Genomic DNA, 16,771 nt, shown 5'->3' with positions numbered 1-16,771 from the left:
CCCGTCAGTCGGCCACAGATTGAAAGAAGTTATCCTATGAAACCCGATGTAATGTGTCCGGGATTGATTCATCCCCTGGCTGCGATCGAAGCGGGAGCACAAGTCGGCAAGGGAACGCGCGTCTGGGCCTTCGCACATATCGTTAATGGTGCTGTTGTGGGGGCTGACTGCAATATTTGCGACCACACATTTATTGAGAACGGGGTTCAGATCGGTAATCGTGTAACGGTGAAGTGCGGAGTCTATCTTTGGAATGGCGTTCTCGTTGAGAACGATGTGTTCATTGGCCCCTGCGCCACATTCACCAACGATCATAATCCGAGAAGCAACCAGCATCTTTCAGAATACCCAAAGACATTATTGCGGCGGGGCTGCGCCATTGGCGCCAATGCCACTATCCTGCCCGGAATCGTGATTGGCCGCTGGGCCATGATTGGCGCCGGCGCCGTGGTCACTAAAGATATCCCTGACTTTGCGGAGGTCATAGGGAATCCGGCCCGCTTCGTCGCGTGGGTCTGCCGCTGTGGCCAGAAACTGACGCCCTCCTCCGGCCTGGGGTTCAGTTGCCTTTGTCATCGAAAATACACATTACGATCAGAAAAGAAACTAAAGGAGATCCGACCATGAATATCGCAGACTGCAAACGAATTGATCTGCCGAAAATGGCAGATCCTCGGGGTAATCTCACCTTCATTGAAGCCACCCGGCACATCCCATTCGAGATCAAGCGGGTCTTTTACCTTTATGATGTACCCGGGGGTGCGGAACGTGCAGGGCATGCGCTGAAATCATGCCATCAGTTCCTCATCGCGATGTCGGGAAGTTTTGACGTGATTGCATATGACGGTAAAGAAAAGCAACGGATTCACCTGAACCGCTCCTATCACGGGCTGCATATCCCCCCGATGATATGGAGGGAGATGGACAACTTTTCCTCTGGTTCAGTCTGTTTGGCGCTGGCGTCAGAGTTCTACGAACCCGATGGCTACTATCGCGATTACAATGAATACCTGCGCGCCATCGCGGAGGTGCAAAGATGAACGTCCCTTTTCTCGACTTCAGTGGCCCTTATGATGAATTAAAGGAGGCCCTTGATGAGGCATATTTTAAATTCATGCGCTCTGCCTGGTATATACTCGGGCAGGAAGTTGAGTCTTTCGAGAAAGAGTACGCCTCATATTGCGACACGAAGGAATGCATCGGAGTCGGCAACGGCCTTGATGCCCTGCACCTGATTCTCAGGGCCTATGGCATTGGCCCCGGGGACGAGGTGATTGTCCCGTCAAACACCTACATCGCCACATGGCTGGCAGTATCGCATGCAGGGGCAACTCCCGTACCGGTAGAACCAGACCCGCAAACGTACAACATTGCGCCCGATTTGATCCAGGCGGCGATTACGGCGCGAACCAAAGCCATCCTGCCAGTGCATCTGTATGGTCAGCCAGCAGACATGGACCCCATCATGGATATTGCCGCACGCTTTAACCTGAAGGTGATTGAAGACAATGCCCAAGCCCAGGGGGCGCGCTACAAAGGCCGCCGCACCGGCTCACTCGGCCATGCCGCCGGGCATAGTTTTTATCCAGGAAAGAATCTCGGAGCATTCGGGGACGGGGGCGCGATCACAACCAATGATACTGATCTCGCTAATCGTATCCGGATGTTACGGAACTACGGCTCAAAGCAGAAATACTACAATGAGTGCAAGGGATTCAATTCACGGTTGGATGAGCTACAAGCTGCGTTTCTGCGAGTCAAATTGAAGCACCTGGATGAATGGAACACACGGCGACGCATCGTGGCCGAGCGATACCTCAAAGATCTCCTTGGTGTGGCGGGAATGAAAGTTCCCCTGATCCCTCATTGGGCGGAACCGGTCTGGCACCTTTTTGTCATCCGCCATCCACAACGGGATGAACTCAGACAAGCGTTGACCGAAGCCGGAATTGGTACGCTCATTCACTATCCGATTCCCCCGCATCTATCCGGTGCGTACGCAGAAATGAAGCCTTCAGCCGGATCACTTCCAATCGCTGAACAGCTCGCTCAAACTGTTCTCAGCCTTCCAATAGGACCGCATATAACCAAGGATCAAGTCAGCTATGCCATTGGAGCCGTGAGAAAGTGCGCCCTTTTCGACATCGCCTCAATGTGATTTGAATTCGGAGCAGAACGTCCATGTCGCAATCCCGACGCCAGATTTTCCAGTCGACAGCCCTTATTGGTGGCTCACAAGCCATCAGTCTCGGATTCGGTTTGCTCAAAAACAAATTACTGGCCGTATTGTTAGGGCCTGCGGGCGTTGGCCTTGCCGGGTTATATGCCTCCATTCCGGCACTCGTTGGATCTCTCAGCGTCCTTGGAATTCCGGTCAGCGGGGTGCGGCAGATAGCTGATTCAGCGGCAAAAAACAACGAGCGCCGAATCGCGACTACGGTCAGCGCACTGAAGACGCTAACCTGGGCAGGCGGATTGACGGGAATGTGCGGGATTATCGCATTTGCCAGCCCGATCTCCCAATTGACGTTTGGGGACCCGGACCACGCGGTCGGCATCAGGATTGTGGCAACGGTAGTACTGATCGAGGGATTCGGTGCCCGGCAACGCGCCATTCTTCAAGGAATGCGCCGGATAAAAGAACTCAGCCTATGCCAGGTGCTGGGCGCCATCGGCGGAACGGTCATCGCACTCCCTTTTATCATCGTTCTGCGTGAGCAAGGGGTCCCGTGGTTCCTGATGATGGCCTCCTTCTGCACGGTGATTGCCTCCTGGTGGTTTGCACGACAAGTACCGATAGAACGAATCACCCTTACGATCAAAGACCTGTTTACCGAATTAAAAGGGTTGCTGAGCATTGGCATTGCCGTTGTGGTGACAGGCTTCATCGGCGCTGCTATTTTCTATCTAACGCGGTTACTCATCACGAACAGGTTCAACCTCGACACCGTTGGCCTGTACCAAGCCGCTTGCGCGTTGTCCCTCACCTTCTCCGGCATGGTGCTTGGAGCCATGGGAACGGACTATTACCCCCGGTTAGCCGCCGTCGCCGAGGATCATGTTACCTGTAACCGCCTCATCAATGAACAGGCGGAAATGGGAATGTTGATCATGTTCCCTGGCCTCCTCGCTACGTTAGTTCTGGCACCGTGGATTCTTAAAATAGTCTATTCCTCGGCCTTCACTGCGGCAACGGACGTGATCCGCTGGCAGATTCTCGGCGATGCCTTGAAGGTGGTAAGCTGGCCCCTGGGATTCATTGCCCTTGCAAAGGGTCGGGGGGGGGTATTTATGCTCGTCGAAGGCTCCTGCGCGATCATCCAACTTGCTATTTTTTACCTGTGCATTCAATGGTGGCGCTTTGAAGGTTCGGGGATCGCCTTTTTTATCTTTTACGGCTTCTATACCGCCCTCATTGTTCTCGTCGCCAGAAGGCTCACCTCCTTCTCATGGGAAAAGAGTTCCAGAAAAACCATGTTTATCATCATCACCGCAACGGCGGCCATCTTCCTCCTTTGCCGGTACACCAGTCCTTCTGTTTCACTATCTGTCGGGGTTGCAGGCACCCTCCTTGCCACCTGGTGGAGTTATCTGAAATTGAAAGAGTCGCTTGGAGGTGACTATTTTGAAAATATTTCCTGCAAGTTGATCGGACTATTCCAAAGAGACCCACAAACAGAAATCCCTGCTTTGCCCCCAATAATTGCGAGAGATATCATCCGGCCGAATCTGGCCAAGGCCTATTCCTCAAAAGAAGAATTCGGGTATCTCCATCATGGCAACCAACACGTATATTTTGCATTTCACCGCGCGAATAAACCCGTCGCTCAAGTATTGCTGGCGGGACATTTTGCCGTAGAACGTCCTTTTTCTTATGCCCCATGGGTCCGATGGGCCCGATATCTTGCGGAACAGGGGTTTTCTGCACTCAGGTTCGATTACCGGGGATGCGGCGAAAGCACTGGCCGTTTCCAGGACTATACGTTGAAATCATGGATTGAAGACTGCATGAACTCGTGTGCCTATCTGCGGGAACAAGCTCCCGATGTCCCGCTCATATTGAACGGGATCGGGCTGGGTGGACTGATCATTGCGCACAGTTTCAAAACCGGACTCGGAGACGGGATGTTGTTGTGGTCCCCCTCCCAATGCGGTTCAAGTGCATTACGGGATACCTTCTTCAAGCGCATGGCTTTCGATCTGGCAAACTCGGAGACGGGTCAGGTCAAAACCTGGGCCCATTACAAGTCGAGCCTGGAGCAGGGCATTGCCATTGATGCCGCCGGCTACACGATCACACCGGCATTATGGCGCGAAGCCGAGGAGATGACCCTCGTCCTCCCGGAGAGTGGCGGGAAAGACGGGATCGATGACCATGGGCGGCCTTGGAAGGTTACCAAACTCAGCCAGTCGGAAGTGCCGCTGATCGCTGGTGGGGGATTATGGCAGGCATTGAACCCTGGACTGCGCATTCATCGGGCGCCGCTGAATCCCGACATGCATGATTTCTTTAAAGCAAACACCCAATGGATATCCAGCAATGTAAACAGATCAACCCGGCACCTATGAGAAAGTGTATCGAAATACTTGTCCATGGACTCCGACTCAGGGGAACGGTACATGTGCCTCCGGACGAGGCTACAAAAAGAACCACTGGATTTGAAGGATTAGGCGTTATTGTACTCCACCCGGGTTTCCTTCCCCGGTCCGGACAAGGACAACTTGCCGTTGCCCTATCTGACGCATTAGCCGAAATGGGAATAACGACCGTACGAATGGATCAACCCGGACTTGGCGATTCTGAAGGGGACTTACCAGTGGATTCTGTTTCATTTGTAAAAACCGTCCAGGAAGGAGGTTTCGCCGAACTGACGTGTGAGTGTTTAGACCGGGTCAAGGAGGAACTTGGGCTGCAACGGCTGGTCATTGGGGGACATTGTGGCGGAGCCATAACCGCTTTTTATGCGGCTACCTCCCGTCCAACCAACTGGCCAGAAGGCATCTTCGCCCTCGATCTGATCTTTACCCTGGCGTTAGAAAACTCTTCATCACCCGGGAACTCCCCCACCCTGCCGGCCCGGGAAGGGTGGCGTCTGAGATTTACGTCCTTTCGAGATGAGATACGCGCCGCTCTTTTAAAAACAGGTATGGGTGATTTTCTTCAAAAAAGCGCACAGAAAACACGACGGTTCATTTCCAATACGAGATCATCCCTCCCTCATCCCGCTCAACGAAATACCGTGCCCACGGAACTCCCTCCCCAGACCAATGACGAACTCTTGAATCGCGTTAAGCAGGCATTGAAAAGTCAGACGAGGTTATTGTTCATTGCAGCGGTTGATCCCAGAAAAGATACCGAGTTTGACTATTTGGATTATTTGCTTTCTGACGGCCCACTCCGGGCCCAGTACAAAAAGGTTTCAGGCACAGACCATGGCTTTCTTGCAGGAGACGGGAAATTGAAAGTGATCGAACATGTCAGGAATTGGTTTGAAAATGAGTTTCGAAAGTCATCTGTCGCTGAATGACACAGCCAAACGACTTAGTATGAATACAGGAAAAGGAGGCGATATGAACTACGCTGATGACGTGCGGGCATTTGTGGTGGCAAATTTTCTTTACGGGGATGCGGCCCCCCTGCGGGACAATACCTCATTCCTGAGCGGAGGCATTCTAGACTCAACCGGTATCCTGGAACTCGTCACGTTTCTGGAATCCACATACGACATTGAAATTGAAACACAGGAATTACTTCCAGCCAACCTTGACAGCATCAATAACGTTGCTCAGTTCCTGTCAAGAAAATTGGATCAGGGAAAACCGGGGGCCCCTTGCCTCTACGCCCCCAACCCCCTCCCTGGAGAATTGGCACCATGAATACGACACCATTTTCAAGCGGCCTGCTCGATCTCGACTGTGCTGCGGCCGCAGCGAAGATCAAGGACTCACTATGCGAGCAGGTCTTACGCCGGTTTAAAAAAAAAGGGGTAATTGTCGCGCTTTCCGGAGGCATCGACAGCAGCGTGGTGGGCGCCCTTGCGGTGACCGCACTGGGCCGTGAACGGGTACTGGGGCTACTCATGCCGGAACGGGATTCAGCTTCTGAAACACTACCCTTAAGCCGGCATGTCGCCAGACATCTCGGCATTAACACGGTTCATGAAGATATCACCGGGATTCTGGAAGCGCAGGGCTGTTATCGCCGGAGAGATGATGCCATCCGGCTCATGATTCCTGAATACGGACCTGACTGGAAGTCGAAGATCGCGCTTCCCAGTCTTCTTGCGGAGGATCAATATCGCCTGTTTTCCATCATAGCCGAATCGCCGGCAGGCCAACGCACTTCCGCGCGTTTATCCCTGGCCGCTTATCTCGGAATCGTTGCGGCTTCAAACTTCAAACAACGCACCCGTATGATGCTGGCCTACTACCATGCTGATCGGCTGAATTACGCGGTGGCAGGCACACCCAACCGCCTCGAGTATGACCAGGGGTTTTTTGTAAAATTGGGTGATGGAGCGGCAGATATCAAACCAATCGCCCATCTCTACAAATCCCAGGTTTATCAGCTGGCCAGACACTTGAGATTACCAGACGACATTTGCAACCGGGCGCCAACCACAGATACCTATTCCCTTCCCCAGAGTCAGGAGGAGTTTTATTTCTCGCTGCCATACGACAAAATGGATCTGATTCTTTATGGCTTGAACCACGGCTTCAGTTCCGCAGTCATCGGGAAAGAGCTTGGGATGGCGGCAGCCCTTGTTGAACGCGTGTTTACCGATATCCGATCCAAGCGCCGGGCTGCGGAATATTTACATGCGCCTCCATCACTTGTTGAACCACTATAGAGGTGACCTATGCTCGTCCAGGACTTTTTACAAAATAGTGCCGCGCGGCGCCCCGACAAGATTGCCCTGGTTTATGAAGATCAGCGGCTTACCTATTCCCAGCTTGACGCCAAGACCAATCGGCTGGCCAACGCTCTCATCAAACAAGGCGTCCAGCGCGGTGATCGGATCGCGATCTACCTCCACAACTCTGTCGAGGCGGTCGTGGCCATTTTCGCAGCGCTTAAATCCGGCGGGGTCTTCGTTCTCATCAACCGCTCGACGAAAACTGATAAGCTCCACTTCATCCTTGATAATTGCCGCGCCTCCGCTTTATTCGCTGATCCACGTTTTCTTGAAGAAACTCCTTCAGCTCAACTTCTTGCCACGGTTCCCTCCCTTCACACCGTGGTGGTCTGCGGCTCATCATCAGATCAGGAAGCCGCGCTACCCGCACCATACCATCCCTTCGCACCCTTTCTGGGACAGGCGTCTGCCCTGCCTCCTCCCAAGGTGAATATTGACCTCGATCTTGCTTGCCTCATATATACCTCGGGAACGACTGGTGAACCTAAAGGGGTGATGTCCGACCATTCGAATGTTGAGTTTGCCGCCTCATCCATAATTCAGTATCTGCGGAATGTTGACACCGATGTGGTCATCAATGTCCTCCCGCTTTCCTTCGACTATGGATTATATCAATTACTGATGACGTTCAAGTTCGAAGGGAGACTGGTCCTGGAATCGGGATTTGCCTACCCGGCTGCGATTTTAACCCGGATCGAGCAGGAACAGGTCACCGGGTTCCCGGGCGTTCCGACCCTTTTCGCCATGATCCTTCAGCTGGATTTGACCCCCTTCAATTTGTCTTCGTTGCGCTATATCACGAATACTGCGGCCTCCCTCCCCCCGAGCCACATTCAGGAGCTTCGCCGGAAATTTCCCCAGTCCATATTATATTCCATGTACGGCCTGACGGAAACTAAACGAACCCTCTATCTCCCTCCGGAACTGCTGGATAGCAAGCCTGGCTCGGTAGGAATTGCTATTCCCGGAACTGAAGTATGGCTTGAGGACCAGGAAGGACGCCGGCTGGGTCCTGATACGCCGGGTGAGCTGGTGGTCAGAGGCCGCCATGTGATGCGCGGCTACTGGGAATCACCGGACGCCACGGCGGCACGTTTCAAGCCGGGACCGTTGCCGGCGGAACGGGTCTGTCATACGGGTGATCTATTCCGCATGGATACCGACGGGTGCATGTACTTTGTCGGCCGAAGTGATGACATGATCAAAAGCCGTGGAGAAAAAGTTTCTCCAAAAGAAATCGAAAACGTTCTCTATTCCCTCGAGGGGGTATTGGAAGCGGCCGTAATTGGAGTCCCTGACGCCCTTTTGGGACAGGCGATCAAGGCATTTGTGGTCGTCACTGATAAAGCCTTGGGAGTAGCGCAGATTTCTGCCCATTGCCGCATACACCTTGAAGATTTCATGATGCCTAAATACATTGAATTCCGTGATTCACTCCCCAAAACCTCCTCGGGAAAGATTTCCAAGAAAGGACTCACCTGACATCATGTGCGGCATTACCGGTACCCTCAATCTCAAGACGGGCACCCCTCCAAGCGAGGCGATGCTTCGCCAGATGCTTGCCATGATCCGGCACCGCGGGCCTGACGAGTTCGGGATCTATCTGGATGACCATATTGGCCTGGGAAGTGCCCGCCTGAGTATCGTTGACCTGAGCGGTGGCCAGCAACCCATTACGAATGAAGATCACACGCTCTGGATTGTGTTCAATGGCGAAATCTTCAACCATATTGAACTTCGCCCGGAACTAGAAGCGCAAGGACATCGGTTCACCACCCATGCTGACACCGAGATTCTGATTCATCTGTACGAGGAGTACGGGCCCGCCTGTTTGTCCCGATTGAACGGTCAATTTGCACTGGCGATATGGGATGCCCGCCATCAAACCCTTTTCCTGGCACGCGACCGTCTCGGGGTCAGGCCGCTTTTCTACACCGTCATTAACGGATCCCTTGTTTTTGGATCTGAAATCAAAGCCATCCTCACCGTCCCCGAGGTAAAGGCAGAGCTTGACCCGATTACTCTCGACCAGATCTTCACCTTCTGGAGTCCGCTCTCCCCCCGGTCGATTTTCAAAGGGATCGTTGAATTACCCCCCGGGCACTATCTGCTGGCCCACGCCGGCAAAACGTCCCTTACCCAGTATTGGAAATCAGAATTTCCTAGCGAAGAGTCTGCTCTTGAGTCCTTCTCCGGAAGACGTCACCCCGACAGCTATCTGGATGAACTGGAGAGTCTTCTCCTTGACGCGGTGAAGCTTCGCCTGCGTGCCGATGTGCCCGTAGGGGCCTACTTGAGCGGGGGACTGGATTCCTCCTTGATCACGGCGCTTATCCGCAGGTGTGCGACAACACGGCTCGACACATTCTCCATCAGCTTTAATGATGTGGCATTCGATGAAAGTCCGTTCCAGCGCCAGATGGCCGCTTTCCTCAATACAGATCACCAGGTCGTACAGGCTTCCTATGCCGACATCGGCCGCGTCTTCCCGGACGTGATCTGGCATACTGAAATCCCCATCATGCGTACGTCCCCCGCCCCCATGTTCCTCTTGTCGCAACGGGTCCGGGAGTGTGGTTATAAGGTCGTCCTCACGGGAGAAGGCGCTGACGAATTCCTGGCGGGTTATGATATTTTCAAAGAAGCCAAAGTGCGCCGCTTTTCGGCAAGGCAACCGCAATCAACCTGGCGCTCCCTTTTATTCAAACGCCTTTACCCTGATCTCACCGGACTGGCGAAGACGAGCCCCGCCTTCCTCTCGGCATTCTTTCAGAGCGCTGAAACAGGGCTAGATGACCCCTTTTTTTCCCATGCTATTCGCTGGAAGAACAACCGCCATACCTGCCGGTTTTTCTCTAAAGACTTAATCGCTCACCTGGCCGGTCAACCCTGCAAAGGCGCCGACCAGGTAGCGATCCCTCCGGAATTCAAATCCTGGGATTCCCTGGCTCAGGCTCAATTCCTGGAAAGCTCGATATTCATGTCGCAATATCTGCTGTCCTCCCAGGGCGATCGCATGGGGATGGCCCATTCGATCGAAGGCAGGTTTCCGTTTCTGGATTACCGGGTCGTGGAATTTTGCAATCGCCTTCCCTCTTCCCTCAAATTGCGGGGGCTGACAGAGAAATTTCTTCTCAAGAAATTAGGACGTAAATGGCTGCCATCCGAAATATGGCAGCGGCCAAAACGCCCCTACCGCGCGCCCATTCATCGCAGTTTTTTCAGTGGTTCCGCCGCCTATGTCCGCGACCTGTTATCCCCCGGCATGATTACAAAAACAGGACTATTCAATGCCGACGCGGTCACACAGCTGGTCAATAAAACAGAGAAGAGCGAGTGGATCAGTGAAACCGCAGACATGACGCTTGCTGGAATTATTTCCACGCAGTTGCTTCATTCGTTATTTATCGACCGATTTACGATACCCCCCCCGATATCGCACGATGAGCCCGTAAACGTTCACCGTAACGGAACAGGGGCTGGCTGACTGCTCCCCCTCACGCCGCTTCCGAGGAACGAGTTTCACGCCATTCGCGAGGGGAGGATCCCACGCGCTGATGGAACCAGCGCGTAAAGTAACTCGGATCCTCATACCCCACCAGTCGTGCCACCTCGTTAATACTCAAGGTCAGATCCACCAGGTATTGCTTGGCCCGCTTAAGTCGTTCATTCGAGAGGTACTCGGTAAAAACCTGACCTGTATGCCGGTGGAATAAGGCCGTGAAATGATTGGGTGTCAAACGGGCTACCGCCGCCAGCTCCTTGACAGAAAGGGGCAGATCGGGCCGTTGCCGAATCAGTTCGCAAACCACGTGAACCAGCATGGGCACCGTATCCGACCGTTTCCCCTTAACGGAAAGTTCGCCCCGACCGCTGTTTCGGATGAGGTCCTGCATAATGGCCGCCGCCCCACCGCCTTTTTGCATGGCTAACAATTGCCCTTGCAGGTCATAATTCCGCTTCACTTCCTGAATCGCCGTACCCAGGGCTCGCATTATCTGAAGCGCTCCTTGCCGCTCTTTCTCACTCAATTGAGGGAGTTTCAAGAACGCTTTGCGCAATACCCCCAAATCAACCCCCAGCTCTTTTCCCCGCGCGCGTACCGCCGGCCAGGTTGCTTTCCCGGGAAACATACAAAAGCTCAACACGGCTACCGCACCTGAAGAGGCATCATTCACCGGGGTCACCAGAACTTCGCACCCCAAATGACAACGATGTTCAACCTGACCATCACTTTGTGCCGCCGTCGTCATTAAGACATGGCACATCTTGCAATGCTTTCCACCGTCTTTGGTAGAGTGTATCAGCCGACAGAATTCCGTCTTGGGACTGTCGCTCATCCCTACAAAGAATTGACTCCACCCATCCTCATTGGGATATACGACCAACACGCGCAGGCCCATAATTTCGGCCACCATCTCCCCCAATTGCAGGATCAATGGGTGCTGCAAGATCTTCTGATCCAAACTATCTGCATCAGGAATCTTCATAAATCACTTCCCTCCGTGCTGGTCATTGTTCACAAATTACGTTTACAACCATGCATTGCGGGCAGAGTTCAAAAAGAAATCAATGTCCGCTTCAGTATGAGCCGCCGAAACAAAGCCGACTTCAAACTGTGAGGGCGGCAGGTAACAGCCGCCCCTCAACATCCCACGGAAAAAGGCGGCATAAGCCTTCGCATCACACCGCTTCACCGTTGCCAGATCCGTTGGCGCCTCGCGCATGAAGAAAGGGGTAAACAAGCCGCCAAGTCCGGCACAGTGGAACGTCAGCCCCCGTTCTTGGGCGATGCCATTAAGCCCTTCAGTTAAACGCCGCCCCAGCTGCTCCATCCGCGGATAAGGATTTTCTTTCCGGAGTAATCCCAGTGTCGCCAGTCCCGCCGCCAGGGCCACCGGATTGCCACTGAGCGTTCCCGCCTGATACACCGGGCCCAAGGGTGCCAGTTTCCGCATCACGTCTTCGCGTCCCCCTACGGCGCCCACCGGCATGCCCCCACCAATAATCTTCCCCAGACAGGTCAGGTCGGGCGTCACCCCGCACATCACCCCATAGCTGGTCGGGCCGAGCCTGAACCCGGTGATCACCTCATCAAAGATGAGCAAGGCCCCGCACCGGTCTGCCGCATTCCGCAATCCCTGCAGGAAGCCCGGCGCCGGCGGGATCAGCCCCATATTCCCGGCCACCGGTTCAACAATGATGGCCGCAATCTCATCACCCTGCGTCCGGACAATTTCATCCACCGCCGCCAGATCATTGTAAGCGGGCACCAGCATCTCCGCGGCCACCGTCGCAGACACCCCTGCCGAAGAGGTGATGCCCCCAGTCAGAAGGCCACTACCCGCAGAAACCAGCAGGCAGTCGGCATGTCCATGATACCCGCCATCAAACTTCAATATCTTACGGCGACCGGTGAAGCCACGGGCCAGACGGATGGCTGTCATGGTCGCTTCCGTACCGGAACTCATCGCACGCACCATCTTCATGGATGGCACCAGCGCACAGAGCGTTTCGGCAAACTCCACCTCACGGGGGGTATTGATCCCGAAACTGGTACCCTCGGCGGCAGCCCGGCAAATCGCCTCAATCACCACGGGATGGGCATGCCCCATGACCAGCGGCCCCCATGACCCGCAAAAGTCCACCAGCTCAGCCCCTTCAACCGTCCGGATCCGGGCCCCTTTGCCGCTCACCACGTAGAGAGGGGCGCCTCCCACAGAGTTAAAGGCCCGGACAGGACTATTCACCCCGCCGGGAATCACACGCGTCGCCCGATCAAACCATTCCCTGGAAGTCATGGAAGGTCATCCTTTCTTGAAAATCTCATCATACCGGTTGGCCCAGTAGGAAATGATAATATCCGCACCGGCGCGGGACAAGGCCATGGTGGATTCGCGGACCATGCCGCCCAAATCCCCCCAGCCACGATCTGCCGCCGCAATCAGCATGGAATACTCACCGCTCACATTATACACCGCGATCGGAAGATCCGTTTGCTCGCGCAGGCGGGCAAGAATATCCAGATAGAAAAGCGAAGGTTTCAGCATCAGGATATCGGCGCCTTCCCCCTCATCCAGTTGCGACTCGCGCAGTGCCTGCCGCAGGTCCCCATAGGAGGCCTGATAACTCTTGCGGTCCCCTTTCTGCGGGGCTGACTCCTCAGCCTGCCGGAACGGCCCATACATACTGGAGGCGAACTTGGTCGAATAACTCATGAGCAACGTCTGCTGGAAGCCCTCGGCATCCAGTGCCTGGCGGAGTGCCGCCACCTGGCCATCCATCATCGCACTCGGCGCCACCATATCCGCACCCGCCGCCGCATGGGACACCGCCATCTTCGCCAGCACCACGTTGGCCGCATCATTATCCACATCCCCGGAACCCGTCAACGGCCCGCAATGCCCGTGCGAGGTATAGGCACACACACAGACATCCGAGGCAATCACCAGCTCGGGATACTCCCGGCGAATCGCGCGGATGGCCTGCTGCACGGGGCCCTGTTCATCATAGGCCGCTGTTCCTGATCCATCTTTTTGTTTGCCGTCCACCAGCCCAAAAACAAGGATACTGTTCACTCCCATATCAACCACCGGCGCCAGGTCTTTCAACAGGACATCCACACTCATCCGCCGCTGGCCAGGCATGGCCTCAATGGGTTCGCTGACGCCGGACCCTTCCTTGATAAACACCGGCCACATGAATTTTTCAGGTCCCGGCAAAGGCATATCAAACAGACGCCGGAGCGCAGGGGTCCGGCGTAATCGCCGCAATCGAACTTCAGGAAATGTACTCATATCTCACCTTTCACAAATGAGTTTCTCACATAGTATGCGGCCAATGCGGCCATGCTGGATTCCACGGTGGCCTCCGGGGGAACCAGATCCACCGCTACCCCTCGCTGCTTAAGGGCCGCCACGGTGGGCTTCCCGATGGCAACGACCAGACTCCCTTTCAAGGAAGCCACACCCCACTGCTGATCATACACCTCAACCGCCGAGGCACTGGCAAAATACACCACCTCACAGTCAGGCTTCCCCCCCTGCTGAATCGGCAGGTTGTGATACAGCAGGCAATCCTCAACGGACCCACCCATCGCCTTCAAGGCCTGCGACAGTGAAGGACCGGCCTTGTCGGATCTCAGCCGCAGAATCCGCAGCCCGGCTTTCATCAGGGGCTCCACCGTTTTCAAGAGACTGTCGGCACTGAACTCGGCCTTCGGTTCAATATCCGCCTGAAGCCCCAACGTCCAAAGCTCACGGGAGGTCCCTCCGCCACAGGTGACCAGCTTGGGCACCTTCCTCAGATCCGTCCAAGCCGTCTTGAGCAGTTCCCCGAAACACCGCACGGCCGAGGGTGACGTCAGAACCACCCAGTCATACGTAGCGATCTGGCGGATGCACTCCAAAGCGGTTGCCGTCGGCTCCAACTTGATCAACGGGCGGCAAACCGGGATTCCGCCGAAATCATTCACCAGATCGGCCGCCTTATCCTGCAAGGCATGGCTTGCGGTCAGCAATACGCGCCGTCCTTCCAGCGCCCCCCAAGTCGGGTATTGATACCTCGCCGCCTCCCCGACAATAAGCAGGCCGGGCAGTTCGGTATCGGTCTCCTTGATGCGGGCCGCGATCCCCGCCAAATCACTGGTGATCGAAAATGACTGGTCGCTCCCCGCCCCGAACACCACTGCGGCGGGCGTCGTCGGGGACATCCCCTCGGCGATCAATTGCCGGGATACCTCATCCGCCACCGATAAGGCCATAAAAAACACGATTGGCAAGGTGCGGCGTTCATCCGCGTTGACTGAACCCACGCCTCCCCCTTCTTTGCGGGGGGTCATGACCGTAAAACCTCGTGAGACCCCGCGCCGGGTTAACAGTTTACCCGTCACAGAGGTCGCCGCGCTCAGACTGCTGACACCGGGCATGACACGATACGGCAGCCCCAGTTCATCCAGCGCCTCCACCTCTTCGGCCAGTCGCCCGAATACCCCCGGATCCCCACCCTTGAGCCGCACCACCCGCAACCCACGCCGCGCATAACGGGTGATCAGATAGGTGGTTTCATCCTGGGGCATGCTGTGCTGACCACACCGTTTGCCCACATCCACACACTTCACGGAAGGCGGCAGCATGCTGATCAGGTCATGCCCCAGCAAGGTGTCATGGAGACACACATCACAGCGCTTGAGCGCATTCAGGGCTTCCAGCGTACACGCCCCTGCCGATCCCACCCCTGCGGCCGCAAAGGTCACGGACTTCACAAACAACCGCCGCAGTATTTGAAAACGCTCATCCCCGGCCCTGAAGGTCAGCGCCAGGGTTCCCTGTCCATCCGGAGGCGGGAGAACGCTAGCCGGGATCCACTCGGTAATACGGTCCTGCAATCCCAGCCGGTTCATGGCCGCGCCAGCCATCACCACGAGATCAAAATCGCCCCGATCCAACTGACTCAACCGCGATTCAATGGTTCCGCGAATCGGACTCTGTCGGGCCTCCGGAAAACGGCTACGGCAATAGGCTTCCCGGCGCTCACTACTCACGCCAATCCTGCCATTGGCCGGCATGGAGGCGATATCCCGCCCGGCAGGCCGGATCAACACATCACGGGCATCCTCAGTCCACGGCAACCAGACCCAATCAAGGCCTTCACCGATAGGGTCCGGGACATCCTTGGCGCTATGCACCGCACAATCCAGAACGCCCGACCGCACCTGGTCATCCAGATCTTTAGTGAAGAAGTCGGCAGGACTCTGCCGCAAATCCATGCCCTGATCCCGATCTCCTGGCGACGAGAGGGGGGCGGCCATCCAACGGCTTCCGGGAAGGCACCCCTCAAACTGCGCGATGACCCCTCGCGTCTGCAATACCGCCAGCGGACTCGACCGGGTCCCCACTTTAAATACTTCTGATGATGTTTTCATACAGCCTCTGATACTCTCCTCCTAACGTGCGCAAACCTGATAATACGGTTTGCGCACGAGATCGACACCGTTTGTCAGACAGCCGGAATCCCGCTTCAAACCACTCTTTCATCATCACCCCCGACCAACCGGCGCAGGTACTGTCGCGCAAGGCCCCGCTCAAACTATCACCGTTCAGGCGGAATGAGTCAGCCACATGTTCTACAGCGGAAGCCCCCTCCTGGATGCAGGAACGCCCGGAGAAACGTGCGCGGAGACAGTCCCGCAGCAGCGTCGCCGCGACGCCGGTTTGCCCTGACACGACGGCCAGCACCTCGATGTGATCGGGCTGGCTGAGAATCACAAATTCAAATACCCCCCAGATCTGCTGAAGCACGGTACCCAGTTCGGCAACCTTGGATTTTGAGGTGCGTGAGGGACGCTTCACCGAGACCACCAGCAGATCGGCCTGCTGTAGATGATCCATGTGGCGGGCCAGGTAATCCTTGATCAACCTCGCACGCCGGCAGGATTCCCCACCCGTCGATATCGTCAAGGTCACGCGGGGACGCCGCAGGGTAGCCGGGATCAGGAAATCGGCTTCGGTCCAGTGCGCATCCGCGGCGGCACACAGGATCCCTTTCTGGCGACAAAGCCGCAGCACCTCCCCGTTCACCTCCGGGTGATCGGTCGCCGCCAATACCACCCTCTGCCCCTTCACATCCGAGTTACGGAACAGGCGCGCCCGATATTGAATCCGCCCCGCCGCGGCCCATTCGCGAATGGCTTCGCAAGCCTCCGGCCCCACCACCGTAATGGAGGCGCCGGCCTCGAGCAAGTGGCCCACTTTGCGCGCCGCAATCTGACCACTGCCGACCACCAGACAGGGGCGTCCCTCCAGCATGAGGTTCACCGGCAGGATTTTACGAACTCGAGATTCATTTCTCATAAT

14 protein-coding genes are annotated in these 16,771 nt (G+C 55.6%); 9 read left to right on the top strand and 5 right to left on the bottom strand.

Annotated elements, in window-relative coordinates; translation table 11 throughout:
- Nucleotides 1–36 precede the first annotated feature (36 nt).
- The 9 genes from WCS52_02545 to asnB are packed head-to-tail and all read left to right on the top strand — an operon-like array spanning nucleotide 37 to nucleotide 10,404.
- On the top strand, nucleotides 37–627 hold the full coding sequence (locus WCS52_02545) for an acyltransferase (GenBank protein ID MEI6166050.1): 591 nt from the start codon (nucleotides 37–39) through the stop codon (nucleotides 625–627).
- Nucleotides 624–1,040 carry an FdtA/QdtA family cupin domain-containing protein gene (locus WCS52_02540; GenBank protein ID MEI6166049.1) on the top strand — a complete coding sequence of 139 codons (417 nt, stop codon included), beginning with the start codon at nucleotides 624–626 and terminating at the stop codon, nucleotides 1,038–1,040. Before WCS52_02545 ends, WCS52_02540 begins: the two co-directional genes overlap by 4 nt.
- Nucleotides 1,037–2,158, top strand: a complete 1,122-nt coding sequence (locus WCS52_02535) for a DegT/DnrJ/EryC1/StrS family aminotransferase (GenBank protein ID MEI6166048.1) — start codon at nucleotides 1,037–1,039, stop codon at nucleotides 2,156–2,158. Before WCS52_02540 ends, WCS52_02535 begins: the two co-directional genes overlap by 4 nt.
- A gap of 23 nt (nucleotides 2,159–2,181) precedes the next feature.
- A complete protein-coding gene (locus WCS52_02530) occupies nucleotides 2,182–4,569 on the top strand; it encodes an oligosaccharide flippase family protein (protein MEI6166047.1) in 2,388 nt (795 codons plus the stop codon).
- Nucleotides 4,527–5,528 (top strand): alpha/beta fold hydrolase, encoded by a 1,002-nt coding sequence (locus tag WCS52_02525; protein MEI6166046.1) that lies wholly within the window; start codon nucleotides 4,527–4,529, stop codon nucleotides 5,526–5,528. The genes WCS52_02530 and WCS52_02525 overlap by 43 nt, the downstream gene beginning before the upstream one ends.
- 43 nt (nucleotides 5,529–5,571) lie before the next feature.
- The gene (locus WCS52_02520; protein ID MEI6166045.1) at nucleotides 5,572–5,877 is read left to right on the top strand and encodes an acyl carrier protein; all 306 of its coding nucleotides are present in this window, start codon (nucleotides 5,572–5,574) and stop codon (nucleotides 5,875–5,877) included.
- Nucleotides 5,874–6,851 (top strand): NAD(+) synthase, encoded by a 978-nt coding sequence (gene nadE / locus WCS52_02515; protein MEI6166044.1) that lies wholly within the window; start codon nucleotides 5,874–5,876, stop codon nucleotides 6,849–6,851. Before WCS52_02520 ends, nadE begins: the two co-directional genes overlap by 4 nt.
- 9 nt (nucleotides 6,852–6,860) lie before the next feature.
- Entirely contained in the window at nucleotides 6,861–8,399 is a 1,539-nt protein-coding gene (locus tag WCS52_02510; protein MEI6166043.1) for an AMP-binding protein, read from the top strand.
- A gap of 4 nt (nucleotides 8,400–8,403) precedes the next feature.
- Nucleotides 8,404–10,404: an asparagine synthase (glutamine-hydrolyzing) gene (gene asnB / locus WCS52_02505; protein MEI6166042.1), complete on the top strand. Its 2,001-nt coding sequence runs from the start codon at nucleotides 8,404–8,406 to the stop codon at nucleotides 10,402–10,404.
- Between the two features lie 10 nt (nucleotides 10,405–10,414).
- Here the strand turns inward: asnB and WCS52_02500 are convergent, their stop codons facing one another.
- Genes WCS52_02500 through WCS52_02480 form a run of 5 tightly spaced genes read right to left on the bottom strand, consistent with a single transcriptional unit; the run spans nucleotide 10,415 to nucleotide 16,768 of the window.
- A complete protein-coding gene (locus WCS52_02500; GenBank protein MEI6166041.1) occupies nucleotides 10,415–11,407 on the bottom strand; it encodes a helix-turn-helix domain-containing protein in 993 nt (330 codons plus the stop codon).
- A gap of 42 nt (nucleotides 11,408–11,449) precedes the next feature.
- Entirely contained in the window at nucleotides 11,450–12,718 is a 1,269-nt protein-coding gene (gene hemL, locus WCS52_02495; GenBank protein MEI6166040.1) for a glutamate-1-semialdehyde 2,1-aminomutase, read from the bottom strand.
- Nucleotides 12,719–12,724: 6 nt separating this feature from the next.
- Complete coding sequence (hemB, locus tag WCS52_02490) at nucleotides 12,725–13,714, bottom strand: porphobilinogen synthase (protein MEI6166039.1); 990 nt, start codon at nucleotides 13,712–13,714, stop codon at nucleotides 12,725–12,727.
- A complete protein-coding gene (gene cobA / locus WCS52_02485) occupies nucleotides 13,711–15,840 on the bottom strand; it encodes a uroporphyrinogen-III C-methyltransferase (GenBank protein ID MEI6166038.1) in 2,130 nt (709 codons plus the stop codon). The genes hemB and cobA overlap by 4 nt, the downstream gene beginning before the upstream one ends.
- Nucleotides 15,815–16,768: a bifunctional precorrin-2 dehydrogenase/sirohydrochlorin ferrochelatase gene (locus WCS52_02480; protein MEI6166037.1), complete on the bottom strand. Its 954-nt coding sequence runs from the start codon at nucleotides 16,766–16,768 to the stop codon at nucleotides 15,815–15,817. Before WCS52_02480 ends, cobA begins: the two co-directional genes overlap by 26 nt.
- Nucleotides 16,769–16,771 lie beyond the last annotated feature (3 nt).

It is taken from the genome of bacterium, assembly GCA_037128595.1.
Classification (GTDB): domain Bacteria; phylum Verrucomicrobiota; class Kiritimatiellia; order CAIKKV01; family CAITUY01; genus JAABPW01.
Note: the sequence above shows the minus strand (reverse complement) of the source record. Positions and strands in the feature narration are given on the sequence as shown.

Coding starts and splice junctions, on each gene's coding strand:
- WCS52_02535 (MEI6166048.1), top strand. CDS start 1,037: ATGAACGTCCCTTTTCTCGACTTCAGTGGCCCTTATGATGAATTAAAG.
- hemL (MEI6166040.1), bottom strand. CDS start 12,718: ATGACTTCCAGGGAATGGTTTGATCGGGCGACGCGTGTGATTCCCGGC.
- WCS52_02510 (MEI6166043.1), top strand. CDS start 6,861: ATGCTCGTCCAGGACTTTTTACAAAATAGTGCCGCGCGGCGCCCCGAC.
- WCS52_02525 (MEI6166046.1), top strand. CDS start 4,527: ATGGATATCCAGCAATGTAAACAGATCAACCCGGCACCTATGAGAAAG.
- WCS52_02540 (MEI6166049.1), top strand. CDS start 624: ATGAATATCGCAGACTGCAAACGAATTGATCTGCCGAAAATGGCAGAT.
- WCS52_02500 (MEI6166041.1), bottom strand. CDS start 11,407: ATGAAGATTCCTGATGCAGATAGTTTGGATCAGAAGATCTTGCAGCAC.
- nadE (MEI6166044.1), top strand. CDS start 5,874: ATGAATACGACACCATTTTCAAGCGGCCTGCTCGATCTCGACTGTGCT.
- WCS52_02545 (MEI6166050.1), top strand. CDS start 37: ATGAAACCCGATGTAATGTGTCCGGGATTGATTCATCCCCTGGCTGCG.
- cobA (MEI6166038.1), bottom strand. CDS start 15,840: ATGAAAACATCATCAGAAGTATTTAAAGTGGGGACCCGGTCGAGTCCG.
- hemB (MEI6166039.1), bottom strand. CDS start 13,714: ATGAGTACATTTCCTGAAGTTCGATTGCGGCGATTACGCCGGACCCCT.
- WCS52_02530 (MEI6166047.1), top strand. CDS start 2,182: ATGTCGCAATCCCGACGCCAGATTTTCCAGTCGACAGCCCTTATTGGT.
- asnB (MEI6166042.1), top strand. CDS start 8,404: ATGTGCGGCATTACCGGTACCCTCAATCTCAAGACGGGCACCCCTCCA.
- WCS52_02520 (MEI6166045.1), top strand. CDS start 5,572: ATGAACTACGCTGATGACGTGCGGGCATTTGTGGTGGCAAATTTTCTT.
- WCS52_02480 (MEI6166037.1), bottom strand. CDS start 16,768: ATGAGAAATGAATCTCGAGTTCGTAAAATCCTGCCGGTGAACCTCATG.